The sequence below is a fragment of the Streptomyces bluensis genome, from assembly GCF_014650715.1.
In the GTDB taxonomy this organism is placed as follows: Bacteria; Actinomycetota; Actinomycetes; order Streptomycetales; family Streptomycetaceae; genus Streptomyces; species Streptomyces bluensis.
Window position 1 is genome coordinate 273,876 of record NZ_BMVM01000007.1, and the last position, 16,254, is coordinate 290,129.

14 protein-coding genes are annotated in these 16,254 nt (G+C 71.6%); 5 read left to right on the forward strand and 9 right to left on the reverse strand.

Annotated elements, in window-relative coordinates:
• Positions 1-7: 7 nt before the first annotated feature.
• Positions 8-2,224 carry a catalase/peroxidase HPI gene (gene katG, locus IE262_RS19900; protein ID WP_189875251.1) on the forward strand — a complete coding sequence of 739 codons (2,217 nt, stop codon included), beginning with the start codon at positions 8-10 and terminating at the stop codon, positions 2,222-2,224.
• A gap of 63 nt (positions 2,225-2,287) precedes the next feature.
• On the opposite strand, the gene IE262_RS19905 is transcribed toward katG, so the two are convergent.
• The 7 genes from IE262_RS19905 to IE262_RS19935 all read right to left on the reverse strand — a co-directional run bounded on the left by IE262_RS19905 (position 2,288) and on the right by IE262_RS19935 (position 9,852).
• Positions 2,288-2,803: an O-acetyl-ADP-ribose deacetylase gene (locus tag IE262_RS19905; RefSeq protein WP_134028145.1), complete on the reverse strand. Its 516-nt coding sequence runs from the start codon at positions 2,801-2,803 to the stop codon at positions 2,288-2,290.
• Positions 2,800-3,711 carry a sugar phosphate isomerase/epimerase family protein gene (locus IE262_RS19910; RefSeq protein ID WP_189875253.1) on the reverse strand — a complete coding sequence of 304 codons (912 nt, stop codon included), beginning with the start codon at positions 3,709-3,711 and terminating at the stop codon, positions 2,800-2,802. The genes IE262_RS19905 and IE262_RS19910 overlap by 4 nt, the downstream gene beginning before the upstream one ends.
• A gap of 77 nt (positions 3,712-3,788) precedes the next feature.
• Positions 3,789-5,204 (reverse strand): phytoene desaturase family protein, encoded by a 1,416-nt coding sequence (locus tag IE262_RS19915; RefSeq protein ID WP_189875254.1) that lies wholly within the window; start codon positions 5,202-5,204, stop codon positions 3,789-3,791.
• A gap of 130 nt (positions 5,205-5,334) precedes the next feature.
• Positions 5,335-6,180 (reverse strand): inositol monophosphatase family protein, encoded by an 846-nt coding sequence (locus IE262_RS19920; protein ID WP_189875257.1) that lies wholly within the window; start codon positions 6,178-6,180, stop codon positions 5,335-5,337.
• 104 nt (positions 6,181-6,284) lie between these two features.
• Positions 6,285-8,111, reverse strand: a complete 1,827-nt coding sequence (locus IE262_RS19925) for a gamma-glutamyltransferase family protein (RefSeq protein ID WP_189875259.1) — start codon at positions 8,109-8,111, stop codon at positions 6,285-6,287.
• 142 nt (positions 8,112-8,253) lie between these two features.
• The gene (locus tag IE262_RS19930; RefSeq protein WP_134028155.1) at positions 8,254-9,087 is read right to left on the reverse strand and encodes a class I SAM-dependent methyltransferase; all 834 of its coding nucleotides are present in this window, start codon (positions 9,085-9,087) and stop codon (positions 8,254-8,256) included.
• A gap of 129 nt (positions 9,088-9,216) precedes the next feature.
• Positions 9,217-9,852, reverse strand: a complete 636-nt coding sequence (locus tag IE262_RS19935; protein WP_189875261.1) for a DUF4232 domain-containing protein — start codon at positions 9,850-9,852, stop codon at positions 9,217-9,219.
• A 171-nt stretch (positions 9,853-10,023) separates the two neighbouring features.
• On the opposite strand from IE262_RS19935, the gene IE262_RS19940 reads away from it, so the two are divergent.
• Entirely contained in the window at positions 10,024-10,695 is a 672-nt protein-coding gene (locus tag IE262_RS19940) for a hypothetical protein (protein ID WP_189875263.1), read from the forward strand.
• Between the two features lie 258 nt (positions 10,696-10,953).
• On the opposite strand, the gene IE262_RS19945 is transcribed toward IE262_RS19940, so the two are convergent.
• Complete coding sequence (locus IE262_RS19945) at positions 10,954-11,871, reverse strand: helix-turn-helix transcriptional regulator (protein WP_134028161.1); 918 nt, start codon at positions 11,869-11,871, stop codon at positions 10,954-10,956.
• A gap of 284 nt (positions 11,872-12,155) precedes the next feature.
• Here IE262_RS19945 and IE262_RS19950 point away from each other — a divergent pair, with 284 nt between their 5' ends.
• Both IE262_RS19950 and IE262_RS19955 read left to right on the forward strand, forming a co-directional pair.
• Positions 12,156-13,010, forward strand: coding sequence for an oxidoreductase (locus tag IE262_RS19950; protein WP_189875265.1), 855 nt, complete (start codon positions 12,156-12,158; stop codon positions 13,008-13,010).
• Between the two features lie 193 nt (positions 13,011-13,203).
• Positions 13,204-14,007 (forward strand): SDR family NAD(P)-dependent oxidoreductase, encoded by an 804-nt coding sequence (locus IE262_RS19955; protein ID WP_134028165.1) that lies wholly within the window; start codon positions 13,204-13,206, stop codon positions 14,005-14,007.
• Between the two features lie 287 nt (positions 14,008-14,294).
• On the opposite strand, the gene IE262_RS19960 is transcribed toward IE262_RS19955, so the two are convergent.
• Positions 14,295-14,999 carry a TetR/AcrR family transcriptional regulator gene (locus IE262_RS19960; protein ID WP_189875267.1) on the reverse strand — a complete coding sequence of 235 codons (705 nt, stop codon included), beginning with the start codon at positions 14,997-14,999 and terminating at the stop codon, positions 14,295-14,297.
• Positions 15,000-15,081: 82 nt separating this feature from the next.
• Between IE262_RS19960 and IE262_RS19965 the strand changes: the two genes are divergently transcribed.
• Entirely contained in the window at positions 15,082-16,254 is a 1,173-nt protein-coding gene (locus IE262_RS19965; protein WP_189875269.1) for an FAD-dependent monooxygenase, read from the forward strand.

Genomic DNA, 16,254 nt, shown 5'->3' on the forward strand with positions numbered 1-16,254 from the left:
GTTTCCCATGGCTGAGAACCCTGATGCAATCGTCACCGACCCCAAGGCCGAGGGCGCGGGTGGGTGCCCGGTCACGCACGGGCGCGCCGCGCACCCGACGCAGGGCGGCGGCAACCGTCAGTGGTGGCCGGAGCGCCTCAACCTGAAGATCCTTGCCAAGAACCCCGAGGTGGCCAACCCCCTCGGTGAGGAGTTCGACTACGCCGAGGCGTTCAAGTCCCTCGACCTCGCGGCCGTGAAGCGGGACATCGCCGAGGTCCTCACGACCTCCCAGGACTGGTGGCCCGCCGACTTCGGCAACTACGGCCCGCTCATGATCCGCATGGCCTGGCACAGCGCGGGCACCTACCGGATCAGCGACGGCCGCGGCGGCGCCGGGGCCGGCCAGCAGCGCTTCGCTCCCCTCAACAGCTGGCCGGACAACGGCAACCTCGACAAGGCCCGCCGTCTGCTGTGGCCGGTAAAGAAGAAGTACGGCCAGAGCCTGTCCTGGGCGGACCTGATGGTCCTCACGGGCAACGTCGCGCTGGAGCAGATGGGCTTCGAGACCTTCGGCTTCGGCGGCGGCCGCGCGGACGTGTGGGAGGCCGAGGAGGACGTCTACTGGGGTCCCGAGACCACCTGGCTCGACGACCAGCGCTACAGCGGCGACCGTGAGCTGGAGAACCCGCTCGGTGCGGTCCAGATGGGCCTCATCTACGTCAACCCGGAGGGCCCGAACGGCAACCCGGACCCGATCGCCGCGGCCCGCGACATCCGTGAGACGTTCCGTCGCATGGCGATGAACGACGAGGAGACGGTCGCCCTGATCGCCGGCGGCCACACCTTCGGCAAGACCCACGGCGCGGGCCCCGCCGACCACGTCGGCAACGACCCCGAGGCCGCCTCCATGGAGGAGCAGGGCCTGGGCTGGAAGAGCACCTTCGGCACGGGCAAGGGCGCGGACGCCATCACCTCCGGCCTGGAGGTCACCTGGACCACCACCCCGACCCGGTGGAGCAACGGGTTCTTCAAGAACCTCTTCGAGTACGAGTACGAGCTCACCAAGAGCCCGGCCGGCGCCCACCAGTGGGTGGCCAAGGACGCCCCGGAGATCGTCCCGGACGCGCACGACCCGTCGAAGAAGCACCGCCCGATGATGCTCACCACCGACCTGTCGCTGCGCTTCGACCCGATCTACGAGCCGATCTCCCGCCGGTTCTACGAGAACCCGGAGGAGTTCGCGGACGCCTTCGCCCGCGCCTGGTACAAGCTGACCCACCGCGACATGGGCCCGAAGTCGCTGTACCTCGGCCCGGAGGTCCCGGAGGAGACCCTGCTGTGGCAGGACCCGCTGCCCGAGGCCGAGGGCGAGGCCATCGACGCCGCCGACATCGCTGCCCTCAAGGCCAAGCTCCTCGACTCGGGTCTGACCGTCTCGCAGCTGGTCAGCACGGCCTGGGCGTCGGCCTCGACGTTCCGCGGCAGCGACAAGCGCGGCGGCGCCAACGGCGCCCGCATCCGCCTGGAGCCGCAGCGCAGCTGGGAGGCCAACGACCCCGACCAGCTGGCGCTGGTCCTGCGCACCCTTGAGGGCATCCAGCAGGAGTTCAACTCCGGTGCCAAGAAGGTGTCCCTGGCGGACCTGATCGTGCTCGGCGGTTCGGCGGCCGTGGAGAAGGCGGCCAAGGACGCCGGCCACGCCATCGAGGTGCCCTTCACCCCGGGCCGTGTGGACGCGAAGGACGAGCACACCGACGCCGAGTCGTTCGCCGCGCTGGAGCCCACCTCCGACGGCTTCCGCAACTACCGCGGCAAGGGCAACCGCCTGCCGGCCGAGTACCTGCTGCTCGACCGGGCGAACCTGCTCACCCTGAGCGCCCCGGAGATGACGGTCCTCGTCGGTGGCCTGCGTGTCCTGGGCGCCAACCACGCCCAGTCCGCGCACGGCGTCTTCACCGACAGCGTGGGCACGCTGACCAACGACTTCTTCGTCAACCTGCTCGACCTGGGTACGGAGTGGAAGTCGACGTCCGAGGCCCAGGACACGTTCGAGGGCCGCGACGCGGCCACGGGCGAGGTCAAGTGGACCGGCACCCGTGCCGACCTTGTCTTCGGCTCGAACTCCGAACTGCGCGCGCTCGCGGAGGTCTACGCGAGCGATGACGCGAAGGAGAAGTTCGTGAAGGACTTCGTCGCGGCGTGGGCCAAGGTCATGGACCTCGACCGGTTCGACCTCGTCTGAGTCGGATGAGTCCGCTGTGATCACGGCGTCCGGGTCGGCCCCCACGGGCCGGCCCGGACGTTCTCATGTGCGGGCCACCTGCCCGGCGAACACCTCGTACACCTGCGCGTCGAAGAGCACGAACCTGACCTCCTCGACGTCCGTCTCCGTCGCCCGCACCGTCTCCACCGCGATCCGGGCGGCGTCGGCGATGGGCCACCCGTAGATCCCGGCGGAGACGGCCGGGAACGCGACCGTACGGGCACCCAGTTCGTCCGCGACCCGCAGCGACTCCCGGTAGCAGGAGGCCAGCAGAAGCGACCGGTCCTCGCCCGGGACGAATCGCGGGCCCACGGTGTGGATCACCCAGCGCGCGTCCAGCTCGCCCGCCGTGGTGGCGACCGCCTGACCGGTGGGCAGGCCCCTGCCGTACCGGGATGCTCGCAGGTCACGGCACTCGGCGAGGATGGCGGGACCACCCCGGCGATGGATGGCGCCGTCGACGCCTCCGCCACCGAGGAGGGAGGAGTTCGCCGCGTTGACGATGACGTCGGCGGACTGCTGGGTGATGTCGCCCTGGATGAGTGTGATGGCGGTCATGGGGCCTCTATACCAGCCCGGGGCGTCGGTAGCGGCCGAGGTTTTCCGTCGGGGCCTGGCTCCTGTCCCGTCGCCGCGCGCAGGAACTCGATCGAGCGGCGGGCGACGTCGGGGGCGTCGAGTGTCCCGCCCTGGATCTCGACCGAGACGAGGCCACGGTGTCCGAGATCGCGCAGAGCGGCCAGCACCGGAGGGAAGTCGATCTCGCCGGCGCCGAACTCCAGGTGCTGGTGGAGGCCGCGGCGCATGTCCTCGATCTGAGTGTTCCGCAGCCGTGGGGCGGCCAGCCGCACACAGTCGAGCACGGACCGCTCCTCCACGCAGTGCGCGTGCCCGACGTCCAGGGTGATCCCGAACAGCTCGTGCCCGCCGACGCGTTCGGCGAGGTCCAGGCAGCGCTCCACGGTGTCGACGAACATGTACGGCTCCGGTTCGAAGGCGAGCGCCACCCCGTACCGCTCCGCCGTCTGAAGGACCGTCTCGACGCCGGCCGCGAGGCGCTTCCACGCGTCCTCCTCGTGCAGCCGGTCCGGCGCGGGGCCGCTGCACAGGTGGACGGTGGGCGAGCCGAGGTCGGCGGCGACGCGCAGGGCGCGCCGCAGCAGGTCGATCCTGAGTTCGGAGCCGTCCGACATCAGCGTGGGCAGGTGCTTGCCCCAGGGGTTCAGGAGGTAGGGCGCACCGGTCTCGATCGTGATGTCCAGCCCGTGCCGCTCCAGGTGCCGGGCGAGCACGGCCACGCGTCGGCTCAGATCGTCGGCGTACGGGTCGAGGTGCGCGTGGTCGAGGGTGAGGGCCACGCCGTCGTAGCCGAGGTCGGCGAGGACGGCGAGGATGTCGGTCAGACGGTGGTTCGTGAAGCCGTTGGTGCCGTAGCCGAATCTGAGGGGGGTCGGGGGATGTCGCATACGAACCGTCCTCGCACGGAGGTGTCGGGGGCAGATGAGGATCACGTGCGCTTGAGCGCGAGGACGCCGTCAGTACGTCAGGTGGGCTCGGCGCGCAGCCGCCGCCACACCGCCTTGGCCGCGTTGTGCCCCGACATACCGTGTACGCCGGGTCCCGGCGGGGTCGCCGACGAGCAGATGAAGACCGCCGGATGCGGGGTGCTGTAGGGGAACAGGGACAGCTTGGGGCGGAACAGGAGTTGCAGGCCGGAGGCGGCGCCGCAGGCGATGTCCCCGCCGACGTAGTTGGCGTTGCGCGCGGCCAGTTCGGGCGGGCCGGCGGTCGCACGGGCCAGGACGCGGTCGCGGAACCCCGGTGCGAAACGCTCCAGTTGACGCTCGACGGCGTCCGTGAGGTCCCCGGTCCAGCCGTTCGGCACATGGCCGTACGCCCAGAAGACGTGCTTGCCCTCGGGGGCGCGGGTCGGGTCGGCGACGCTGGGCTGCACGGTGATCAGGAAGGGCGGGTCAGGGGCGCGTTCCGTGCGGGAGGCCGCGTACAGGGCGGCGCCGATCTCGGACTCGTCGGCCGCCACCTGGACGGTGCCGGCGCCACGCGCCTCCGGCGCGGTCCAGGGCACGGGACCGTCCAGCGCGTAGTCGATCTTGAAGACGCTCGCCCCGTACCGGTACGTCTCGTAGTAGCGGCCGAAGCCCGCGATCCGGGCCAGGGCGGCGGGTGAGGTGTCGAAGACGTACGCGCGGGCGGGCGGCAGGTCGTCGAGGCGCTTGACCTCGTAGTCGGTGTGGACGGTGCCGCCGAGGTCCTTCAGGTACGCGGTGAGCGCGTCCGAGATGGCCCCCGAGCCGCCGCGGGCCACGGGCCAGCCGCGGGCGTGCGCGGCCAGTGCGAAGACCAGGCCGACGGCGCCGGTGGCGAGGCCGCCGAGCGGGGCCATGACATGGGCGACCAGCCCGGCGAACAGGGTCTTGGCGCGCTCGTCGTGGAAGCGGCGTGTCAGCCAGGTGGAGGGCGGCAGGCCGACCAGGCCGAAGCGTGCCAGGGTGACCGGGTCGCGGGGCAGGGCGGTCGACGGCAGCGACATGAAGTCGCGGAGCAGGGTGTCCCATCTGGGCAGGAACGGCTCGACCAGCCTGCGGTACGCCCCGGCGTCACGCGGCCCGAACGAGGCCGCCGTCTCGGCCACCGACCGGGCCAGCACCGCGGCCGTCCCGTCGGGGAACGGGTGCGCCATGGGCCGCTCGGCGTGCAGCCACTGAAGGCCGTACCGCTCCAGCGGCATCGCGTTGAACGCGGGCGAGTTGATGCCCAGCGGGTGCGCGGCGGAGCACGGGTCGTGCCGGAAGCCGGGCAGGGTGAGCTCTTCGGTGCGGGCGCCCCCGCCGACGGTGTCGCGCGCCTCGAACACGGCCACGGAGAAGCCCCGGCGTGCCAGCTCCACGGCAGCCGTCAGTCCGTTCGGCCCCGCACCCACCACGACCGCATCGAGCATCGACGGCACCTTCGGACTCCTTCGTCAGCCGATGGCCACTCGGGATCAGGATATGACGGGGCACTGACAGGGCCGGGGCACGGGTGGGGCATGGGCGGGAGTGCGGCGGGCGACACGCCCGCCGCGCAGCTCAGGCCCCGTCCGACAGCAGGCCCACCACCCGGCGCGCCGTGATCTCGTCGCGGGCCGTGGTGAACGGCAGGGCGTTGCCGCCGGTGATGCGGAACGGCTCGCCCGTGCGGGTCAGATGCGTGCCGCCGGCCTCCTCGACCAGGAGGATGCCCGCGGCGTGATCCCACGCTGCCTCCCAGGAAAAGGCCGTGCTGTCCAACGCGCCGCGTGCGACGGCCAGATACTCCAGGCCGGCCGAGCCGCAGGGGCGCGCGGCGACGCCGTCGGTGTACAGGCCGAGGAGGGCCCGCTTCTGTTCGTCGGTCGTGTAGTCCGGGTGGGACGTGGCCACCCTCAGGTCCTCCCCCGGCACGGGCGAGCCGGCCCGCAGGGGCGCGCCGTCGAGGGTGGCGCCCCTGCCCCGCACGGCGACGGCGATGAGGTCGAGGGCGGGAGCATACGTCCACGAGGCGCGCAGGACGCCGCACTGGGCGAGCGCGACCAGGGTGCAGAAGCCGGGGTCGCCGTGGACGAACTGGCGGGTGCCGTCGACCGGGTCGACGATCCACACCGGCGCCTCGCCCTGAAGCGCCTCGTACGTGGCCGGGTTGGCGTGCACCGCCTCCTCACCGACCACGACGGAACCGGGCAGCAGCGTGGCGAGCGCCTCCGTCAGATACAGCTCGGCCTTGCGGTCGGCGTCCGTCACCAGATCGTGCGGGCCGCTCTTCTGGTCGACCTCGTGCGCCGCCAGTTGGCGGAAGCGCGGCATGATCTCGGCGGCGGCCGCCTTGCGGACCGCCTCCTCGACGTCGGTGACGTGCCGGGCGAGAAACTCGTCGATGGTTTCGTTGTCTTCGATCATGCCCCCCATGAGAGCACGCGCCTCTGACAATCCCTGCCCGGCCGGTGCACTCCGGGTGGAATCGCCGTGAACACCCATGCCCGGGGTGTCTCCCCGAGCGGCCGTCAGCGGCCGACCGCGTACCCCTGCATCCCCCGTGGGTTCGCCGCCGCGGACAGCAGGCCGGTCTCCGGATCGCGGGCGACCGCGCACAGCCGGCCCTCGCTCCAGGCGTCGCCGACCGTCACGTCGTGTCCGCGCCGTCGTAGTTCCGCCACGACCCCGGACGGCATGCGGGACTCGACCGTGACGCTGCCGGGGCGCATACCGCGGGGGTAGAAGGAGCCGGGGAAGCCGTCGTTGTGCCAGTTCGGCGCGTCGATCGCGCCCTGGAGGTCGAGACCGCCACGGACGTGGGGGCGCAGGGCGACCGCGAGGAAGAAGTGCAGCTGCCACTGGTCCTGCTGGTCGCCGCCGGGCGTGCCGAACGCCATGACCGGCACGCCGTCGCGCAGGGCGAGCGACGGCGTGAGCGTGGTGCGGGGCCGGCGGCCGGGGGTGAGGGAGTTCGGCAGGCCCTCGTCCAGCCACGTCATCTGCAGCCGGGTGCCGAGCGGGAAGCCGAGCTCGGGCACGACCGGGTTGGACTGGAGCCAGCCGCCGCTGGGTGTGGCCGCGACCATGTTGCCCCAGCGGTCGACGACGTCCAGGTGGCAGGTGTCGCCGCGGGTGCCCCCGTGGGCCGCGACGTCCGGCTCACCCGGGACCGGCGACAGCGGGCTCTTCGCGACCGTCGGCTCGCCGACTCCCAGCACGTCGAACCCGGGCTCGTCGGTGGCCACCACGCGCGCGTGGGCACTCAGCCGCGGAACGCGCCCTCCGGGGCTGCCGGGTCGCAGCTCGTACGACGCCGTGTCGCCGACGAGCGCGCGCCGTGCGGCGTTGTACTCCTCCGACAGAAGATCGCCGAGCGGCACGTCGGCCGCGTCCCCGTACCAGGCCTCCCGGTCCGCCATGGCGAGCTTGCAGCCCTCGACGAGGAGGTGCACGTACTCGGCGGACCCGTAACGCGGCAGTTCCGGCGGGAGGAGCGCGAGTTGCTGCAACAGCACCGGGCCCTGGCTCCAGGGGCCCGCCTTGCACAGGGTCCAGCCGTTCCAGTCGTATGTCACCGGCGGCTCGTAGGACGCGGACCAGGACGCCAGGTCGGCCGCCGTGAGCGTGCCGGTGTGGCGCTCGCCGCTGGTGTCCATGGTGGGCCGCGCGGACTGCCGCAGCAGCGCCTCGGCGATGAAGCCGGACCGCCACACCTGACGTGCCGCCTCGATCTCGGCCACGCGGTCCCCCGCGCCGGACACCTCGGCGAGCAGCCGTTTCCAGGTGGCGGCCAGGGCCGGGTTGCGGAACAGCTCGCCCGCGCGCGGGGGCTTCCCACCGGGCAGGTACACCTCCGCCGACGAGACCCACTCCTCCTCGAAGAGGGCACGCACTGTCTCGACGGTCTCGCCGAGGCGCTCCACGGGCGGGTGCCCGTCCTGTGCGTACCCGATGGCGTACTTCAGGACGTCGGCCAGGGGCTTCGTCCCGTGGTCGCGCAGGAGCAGCATCCAGGCGTCGAACGCACCGGGGACGGCCTCCGCGAGCGGGCCCGTACCGGGTACGAGATCCAAACCGAGTCCCTTGTAGTGCTCGATCGTGGCCCCGGCGGGCGCGACGCCCTGGCCGCACAGCACCCTGACCTCGCCGCCCGCCGGGGCGAGGATGATCGGGACCTCGCCCGCCGGGCCGTTGAGGTGGGGTTCGACGACGTGCAGCACGAAACCCGCGGCCACGGCCGCGTCGTACGCGTTGCCGCCGTCCTCCAGGACCGCCATCGCCGACTGTGAGGCGAGCCAGTGGGTGGAGGACACCATGCCGAAGGTGCCCGAAAGGGTGGGCCGGGTGGTGAACATGCACTCTCACCTCGTTGGTCACGCGCGTCGGTCGCTCCGATCATCGCTCAGGACCTGCCCACGTGAGCAGCGCGCATGCGTCCCCGGCTCCCCCGCCTCGTCACACGGTCACCCGGCCCGTCTCCAGCACGGCCGGCACGGGCTACGGACGGCGCCTGCCCGCCGTCAGCAGATGCCCGCTCACGCCCAGCAGCGACGGTTCGGACTCGATGCGCCGGGTCGCCGCGAGGACGGCCTCCCGTCGCTCCGGGTCGTCCAGCCACTCCTCGACACCGCCCATCAGCCAGGCGACGCCCTCCACGCCGTACTGGCCCTCGTGAGCCAGCCCCGCCTCGGTGAACTCGCCGGGGACTTCGGTGGGGTCGGCGAAGTAGGCGGTGGTGAAGAGCGGGTCCTCGGGTGCGTGCGTGTGGTGGCCGTCGCCCAGGGCGGCGTCGGTCCGCGCGCGGTGCTCCGGTGTGAAGTAGTACCCCAGCTGAAGGCCGTCGTGGAGCCCCGCGAAGCGGTTGATCGTGGCCGCGACGACCAGCCCGCCCGGACGGACGGCGCGATGCGCCTCGGCGAGCGCACGCACCCGGTCGGCGCGCTCCGGCAGGTGGTAGAGGGGCCCGAGCAGGAGCACGACGTCGTACGCCGCGTCCTCGGCGGGCAGTGCGCGGGCGTCTCCGGGACGGACACGGACGCCCGGCAGTCGCGCGGCCTGTTCCAGGTGCAGGGGCACGGGGTCCACGAGTTCCACCTCGTACCCGTCGCGAGCCAGCCACTCCGCGTGCACACCGCTGCCGCCGCCGACGTCGAGCACGCGCGCGGGCGCCTCCGGCAGGAGTCGGCGCAGCACCTCCTGAGTGCGCCAGAACTCCAGCCGTCCGGCGCCCCGTTTGAGGCGGGCGTCCTCCTCCCCTCGCTCGTAGTAGGCGAGGATCTCGTCGCGCAGGGAGGGCGGTGGGGGCTCAGTGGCGGGCTGTGGCTGAGTCATGCGTCAAGGCTGCTGATCCCGGAGAGCGCCCCGCAACCGGTTAATGCAGGGCGGCGTGCCGCAACCGGTTGGTGCAGGGAGGCGGCCGCAACCCGTTGCTCCCGGTCGTACGGCCCGTGCAACCCGCTGTCAGGGAGTCCTCTTCCACGCCGTCGTCCCCAGGACGTTCTCCGGGCCGATGTCCAGGTAGTCCTCGGCACGTACGGTCGTGGCGCCGTCTCCCTTCCGGGCTGCGACCCGCAGATAGATGCCCTTCCCGGCGGCCATCCGCCAGTACAGGCCGGCGCCGGCGGTCTCGCCCGGAGCCAGGGTCAGCGGCTCGGGGCCGGGGTCCTCCGGGGCCATGGACACCTCGTCCGTGCCCTCGGCGGTGCGTACTCCCTCCAGGGGCGCGCCCGCCTCGTCGAGCACGCTGACGGCAGGGTAGCCGTTCAACTCGTACGGCTCGGCAGAGCAGTTGGTCACGGTGAGGGTCATGGCGCGCAGCCCCATGGCGGCGCTGACCGGACCGGTACCGAAGCGCACACCGGACGGCGGACAGCCCTGCCGCGGCTGGACCGGTACCGACGGCGAGGCATCGGGAGTCACGGACGCGGGCGGCGGGGCGGGCGGAGGCGCGGGCGGCCGGGTCGTGGCCGGCGGCCGTTCGGGATCGGGGTCGAACTCACGCTCCAACTCGGTGGAAAGCCCGCATCCACTCACGCACAACGCCAGCACGCCGACGAGGAGCGCGTACCGGGACGAGGTGCGGCGTATCGCGATCACACGCCGATCCTCGCACGCGCTCGACGATCTCCCGGGTCGTGGGTTCCCGTGAAGCCTCAGTGATCGAGCAGCCACGGAGCGAGTTGGCACTTTCGCCCCACAGCCATGCATGTGACACTGGCGTCCCCCACCCTGTGCGGAACGCCGCACCGACTCCCCCGAGACCACACCGTGCGTGAACTTCCACTGCCGCTCGCTCTCACCGCTCGGCTGCTGCCGGTCGCCGTACTCGCCTCGGCCGGCTGGGCGTTGTCGTCCGGTCCGTTCGCCGCGACCGAGGCCGGCGAGCAGGCCCCGGCCCGGAAGGACGCTGCCGCGTCCGGGTCCGACGAGTCCGCTCCTTCGGCGTCCGCGGCTTCCAAGACCTACTCCCAGGCGCCCGCGCCCTGCTCCGGCATCTCGGAGAAGACCGTCAAGTCCCTTGTCCCGGACGCCAAGACGGCAGGGAAGGAGATAACGTCCACCGACAAGGCCGTGCGCCGCACCTGCTCCTGGAACGCGCTCAAGGGGTTCGACTACCGCTGGCTCGACGTCTCGTACGAGATCAAGGCCTCCGACGACAAGGCCCGGACCGCCTACGAACAGCGTGTGAAGGAGAAGAGCGGCGGAGGGACGGTACCGGGTCTCGGTGACACGGCCTACTCCGTCGTGAACCTCACCACCGAGGACAAGCAGCAGACACGCGAGGGCATGGTGATCGCCCGCGCCTCCAACGCCCTGGTCGTGGTCACGTACAACGGCAGCGACTTCGAGACCAAGAAGGCGCCGGCCACGGACGAGATCAACAAGGGTGCCATCAGGGCCGCGAAGGAGGCGGTGGCCGCGCTGGACGACGCCCCGTAGAGGAATCGTTCCAGCACGGCCTGGTGCGTCGTCGAGGGCGTCGAAAGCGCCGCGGCCAAGCCGGGCGGCCACCGATTGAATCGCACGATGGCCGACGAGACACTGGTCGAGCCGTGCCCGGGCCCAGCGTGATGTCGAAGGAGACCCAACTCGTCCTGGACGCAATGGACATGGGCCTGTGGCAGCGCGACCGCGAAGGTCTGAGCTGGGGGAGGTCGGCGGCGGGGCCGACGGGCCGGGCGGGACGCGGCGGCGGGCCTACGCGTGGCGGGGATCTTGTTCGCCCGCCCCGTCCCGTTGCGGCTGGGCAGTGTCCTTGCCGGCGGTGGCAGGGTGAGGGGTGGACTGGGCGTACCAGCTGGCGAGGATGCGCAGTTTTTCGAGGTCGTCGTCGGTCCTGCCGACGTAGACGAAGAGGATCTGGTCGGGGTCGCCGGGCAGGGAGAGGGCTTCGTAGGTGATGTCGAGACGGCCGACGACGGGGTGGTTGAACCGTTTGGTGCCCCAGGTGCGTTCGACGACCGTCCGCTCGGCCCACCAGGTGCGGAACTCGGGTGATATCGAGCGCAGTTCGGCTACGAATTCGGCGATCCGCGGGTCGTGGGGGTGGCGGCCGGCCTCGGCGCGCAACACGCCGACGACCTCGGAGGTGACCTGCGCCCAGTCGAGGTACAGGGAGCGGGCGGCGGGGTCGAGGAGCATCCAGCGCAGCAGGTTGCGTTCGTCGGCCGGGCGGTGGTTGAACGGCGTGAACAGCGCGTCGAGGAGGTCGTTGGAGGCCAGGACCTCGTTGCGGCGGCCGAGGACGAAGGCGGGTTGGTCCTGCAGGCCGTTCAGCATGCGCAGCAGGTCGGGCCGCACCTGTTGGGTCGGCGCCTGCTGCGGGCTGCGGCGGGGCTGGGGGCGCAGCAGGTCGCGCAGGTACTGGGTTTCGGCCTGGGTGAGCCGCAGGGCCTCGGCGATGGAGAGGATGACGCCTTCGGAGGCGCTGGTGAGCCGTCCCTGCTCCAGGCGGGTGTAGTAGTCCACGCTGACCCCGGCGAGCTGCGCGACCTCTTCGCGGCGCAGGCCGGGCACCCGTCGGCCCGGGTAGTTCGCCAGGCCGACCTGGGAGGGGCGGACCGCGTCACGCCGGGTGCGCAGGAACTTCTTGATCTCCTCGGCATTGTTCGCCATGGCCTCCAGTGTTCCCTGGCTTGCGGAGGGGATCCACTGGCGTGGGGGGGAAGGTTTTTCCCCGGCAGCAGTGGCCCCCGCCAGTGGCTTGGCCTGCGGCTTCTCGGCGTGCATGAATGGTGGGGCGGCCATCGCGGTGCCCCGCAAAGGGTCCGCAGTCCGCCTGCCGGGTGCGTGGCACCGGCCGGGGCGGGCGCCGCTTCACCCCGTACACCGCACCCCGTCGCCGTCACCCGTTGTGATCGCTGTGGGAGGGTGCGCCCATCCCGAGGAAGATCCGCATCGTGACTGTTCAGCAGAAGGTCTGGTTCATCACCGGCTGCTCGACCGGCTTCGGCCGCGCTCTGGCCCAGGAGGTCCTCGCCGCCGGCCACAAGGCGGTGGTCACCGCCCGCAACGTCGCTCAGGTCCAGGATCTCGTCGAGGGCAACGACCAGGCGCTCGCCCTGCCCCTCGACGTCACCGACGCCACACAGGTCAGGGAGGCCGTCGAGGCCGCCGAGAAGCACTTCGGCGGCCTCGATGTGCTGGTCAACAACGCCGGCATTGGCTACTTCGCCGCCGTGGAGGAGAGCACCGACGACGAGATCCGCCGGATCTTCGACATCAACGTCTTCGGTCTGTCCGACGTCATCCGCGCCGTCCTGCCGGGCATGCGCGCGCGCCGCTCGGGAACGATCGTGAACTTCTCCTCCATCGGAGGACTGCGCGCCTTCCCGGCCGTCGGCTACTACGCCGCCACCAAGTTCGCCGTCGAGGGCCTGACCGACGCCCTGCGCCAGGAGGTCGCCCCGCTGGGGATCACCACGCTGCTCGTCGAGCCCGGCCCCTTCCGCACCGACTGGGCCGGCCGGTCCGCCAACGAGACGCTGCCCGAGCGCGAGATCGCCGACTACGCCGACACGGTCGGCGCGCAGCGTGCCGCGTTCCGCGCGGACACCGGCAAGGAGCCCGGTGACCCCCAGGCCGCCGCCCGGGCGATCATCACCGCGCTCTCCGCCGACACCCACCCCCAGCGCCTGCTGCTGGGCGCCCCGGCGTACGACATGGCGATCGAGCAGCTGGAGTCGATGCTCGCCGAAGTCCGCGCAAACGAGGCGCTGACCCTGTCGGCCGACTTCGACGCTTCCACCGCCTGATGGTGCGTCAGGCCCGTCGGCCGGTGACGACGCCGTACCACGGCCTGTCACCGGCCGGTGGCGCCCCGGCAGCTCCGACGCCGCACGCCCGGCGCCGGACTGCCGCACAGCCTGACCCGAGCTGCCCGCCCGCAGCGGTCGGCCACCGGCAGCACCGAAACGACCGCCCCCACACGGAAACGGAGCACCTCTCATGAGCAGCACCCCCTCCACCCGCCCCCTGGCTCTGGTCACCGGGGCCTCCAGCGGCATCGGCTACGAGATCGCCCGCCTGTGCGCCGCCAACGGCTTCGACCTCGTCGCCACCGGCCGCAGCGAGAGGATCGACGAGGCAGCCGAGCAGTTCACCCGCGACGGCGCCCACGTCACCCCCGTCAGGGCCGACCTCGCCGAGGCGAACGGAGTCGAGAGGGTGTGGACGGCCGTGGAGGCCACCGGCCGCCCGCTGGACGCCGCGGTCCTCAACGCCGGACGCAGCATCGGCGGCGCCTTCCTCGACACCGACCTCGACGATGAACTCTCCCTGATCTCCCTGAACGTCACCTCGGTCGTCCACCTCGCCAAGCACGTCGCCCGGCACATGGCCGCCCACCACGCGGGAAAGATCCTCATCACCTCGTCGCTGTCCGCGACCCTGCCCACCCCCTACGAGACGGTGTACGGGCCCTCCCGCGCCTTCACCCGCATGTTCGCCCTCGGTCTGCGCGAGGAACTCAAGGAACACGGCGTCACCGTCACCACGCTCCTGCCCGGCGCCACCGACAGCGACTTCCACGCCCGCGCCGGCATGAACAACACCGCCTTCGGCCCCGGCATGAAGAAGAACAGCCGCAAGGAGGTCGCCCGCCAGGGCTTCATTGCCATGATGAAAGGCCGCGCCGAGATCGTCGGCGGCGATGCCGCCACCAAGCGCACCGCCGTCGAACATCGCTTCCTGCCCGAGACCTACAAGGCCGCGCGCCACGCCACCAGGGCCAAACCCCGCCCTCAGGATTGAGCACCGACGCTCGCCCTGTGTTTACCAGGGGAGTTCGCAGCTCGGAGCGCCAAGGCGTATACGGCAGCCTCGTTGGCGGCCATGACGCAGACGCGAGTGCGGGGGGGGGGAGGTGCCGTCGCTGCGTAGGAGCGTCCCGTCCAGGTCGGTCGCGACCAGCTTCGGAGGCGGCGGGGCGACGTCGGTCGGTGTGGTTGCCATGGTGGCCGCCGTCAGGTGTCCGCGGGGACGGCGGGGGCGATGGCGAAAATGCTCCGGAAGACGTTCTCCGTGTCCCGAAAAACTTGTCAGGCCACGAGGGCGTCCCGAGCGGCGATCAGGGCGGCGAGAACGTCGCGGGCGGCCGCGCGAAGGGAGGCCTCGTCCGGCTCGGCGGAGGTTTCGAGGGCCGCTTTGATCGTGTGGCTGAGCAGGTCCGCCCGATGGTCCGGGCGGAGGCCCTCACCCGGTACGGCGATGCCCCCCGTGATGAACCCGGTCAGGACCGCGTCGATCGTGTAGATCTGGTCGGCCGCCGGTGCCGTGACGGCCACCAGCCCGTGCGCCCGCCACACCTCGACAAGGCGGGCGAGGAGGGCGTGGAAGCCGAGTTCCTGGATGACCGGAACGCCGTTCGGGCTGACGGCCAGCGCACCGAGGATTTCGCTGTCACCGGCGTGGACGGCCCGGATGACGGGGTCACCGGCCTGCCGCAGGAACACCTCCCGGACCAGCCTGCCGGGCAGGGCGGCAGACGGGTCCTGCCCGACGTCGGCGGCGACGTCACCGAGCGCCTTGTGGAGGTCCCGCCGCAGCAGTTCGGCGAACAGCGCCTGCTTCGTCTTCCAGTGAAGGTAGACGGTGCCTTTCCCGATGCGGGCGCGGCGGGCGATCTCGTCGACGGTGACCCGCTTGTAGCCCCAGGCCGTCAGCAGTTCGCGCGCGGCGGCCAGGATGCGCTCGGCGCGTTCGCGGTCGGCCTGTGGGGAAGCGGCCAGGCGGTCCAGGGTCATGAGCACAGCATCCCACCCCCTGCACTGGATGACCAAATTTCGAAATTGGTCATCCAGTATCGTTCAAGGGTATGGTCGAGGCATGACCTCTTCGACGCTCCCCCCACAGGGCGCCCGCCGTGCTCTCATCGTCGGATCCGGCATCTCCGGTCTGGCTGCGGCTCTGAGCCTGCACCGGGCCGGCTGGCGGCCCCTGATCATCGAGCGGGCGCCCGAACGCCGCACCGGCGGCTACTTCGTCCGCTTCAACGGCCCCGGCTACACCGCCGCCGAACGTCTGGGCATCCTGGAGTCGCTCCCGGACCGCCGCGACCCCCAAGGGCGCATGTTCGAAGTCGATTCCCGCGGTCGCCTCACACCTGGCCTGACCTTTCCCGATCAGGTCAACGACACCCCGCTGCGGATGCTGCTGCGCAGCGACCTGGAGCGCGTCCTGTACGAGGCGGTCCAGGATCTGGTGGAGATCCGCTACGACACCGGCCCCGCGACCATCGCCCAGGACCGCGACCGGGTGACCGTGACCCTCACCGACGGGTCCGTGGAGAGCGCGGACCTGCTCATCGGGGCCGACGGCATCCACTCCACGGTGCGCTCCCTGGCCTTTGGCCCCGAGGACCTCTACCGCAAGGACTTCGACCACGTCGTGGCCGCCTGCGTCATGGACCGCCCGCTGCCCGGCTTGCGCGACGGCGACAGCGCGGTCGCCACCGCACCCGGGCGCTCCGCCTGGATCAACAGCTATCGCGACCACCTCCCGGTCGCCTTCCTGCTCTACCGCACCGACTGGCCCGCCGCCGAGATCCGCAAGAAGCCCTCGGTCGCCCTGCGCCAGGCCTTCGCCGGCTTCGGCGGGGACATCGTGCCCGCCATGCTGGAGGCGATGGACCGCTCCGAGTCCGTCCTGTTCGACCAGGTCAGCCAGATTCACCTCAGCCGCTGGAGCCAGGGCCGGGTGGTCCTGCTCGGCGACTCCGCCTGGTGCATGACCCTCCACTCCGGCCAGGGTTCCGGCATGGGCATCGCGGGCGCCGAACTGCTGGCCCGTCTGCTCACCGAACACGGCGACCTTCCCGCCGCTCTGGGCTGCTGGGAACAGCAACTGCGCCCGTTCGTCACCCGCTACCAGAAGGAAGCGCTGCTCATGCAGCACTTCTTCATGCCCGCCAACCGCTTCGGCCGCATCGCCCGCAGCACCCTGATCCGCGCCGCCTCCACCCCGGTCGGCGCCAGGCTCGGCAAAGCCCTGATGGGCTGA